This is a genomic window from Massilia sp. CT11-108, from assembly GCF_047302915.1.
Lineage (GTDB): Bacteria > Pseudomonadota > Gammaproteobacteria > Burkholderiales > Burkholderiaceae_D > Telluria > Telluria orientalis.
Window position 1 is genome coordinate 1 of sequence record NZ_JBKYMO010001592.1, and the last position, 258, is coordinate 258.

Consider the following 258-nt stretch of genomic DNA (forward strand, 5'->3'; position numbering starts at 1 on the left):
GCCACGTGCTTCCCGCCGTCCTGATCACGGCGCGCGACAGCCTGCAGGACCGCCTCGACGGCTTCGACGGCGGCGCCGACGATTACCTCATCAAACCCTTCGACATCCCCGAGCTGCTGGCCCGTCTGCGCGCCGTCGTGCGCCGCGCCGGCGGCGCGCAGGCCCGGGGGCGTATTAAAATATACCCGCCCACGAGGCGGAGCGGCAAATGGTTTTGCCGGTTGGGGGGGTAAAAAAATATTGGGGGGGGGGGGGGGG

Annotated in this window: 1 pseudogene; it reads left to right on the forward strand. The window is 69.0% G+C overall.

Annotation, left to right across the window (positions count from 1 at the left end):
• Positions 1–170 (forward strand): annotated as a pseudogene (locus ACEN88_RS35705) (DNA-binding response regulator); the annotation flags it as partial.
• Positions 171–258 lie beyond the last annotated feature (88 nt).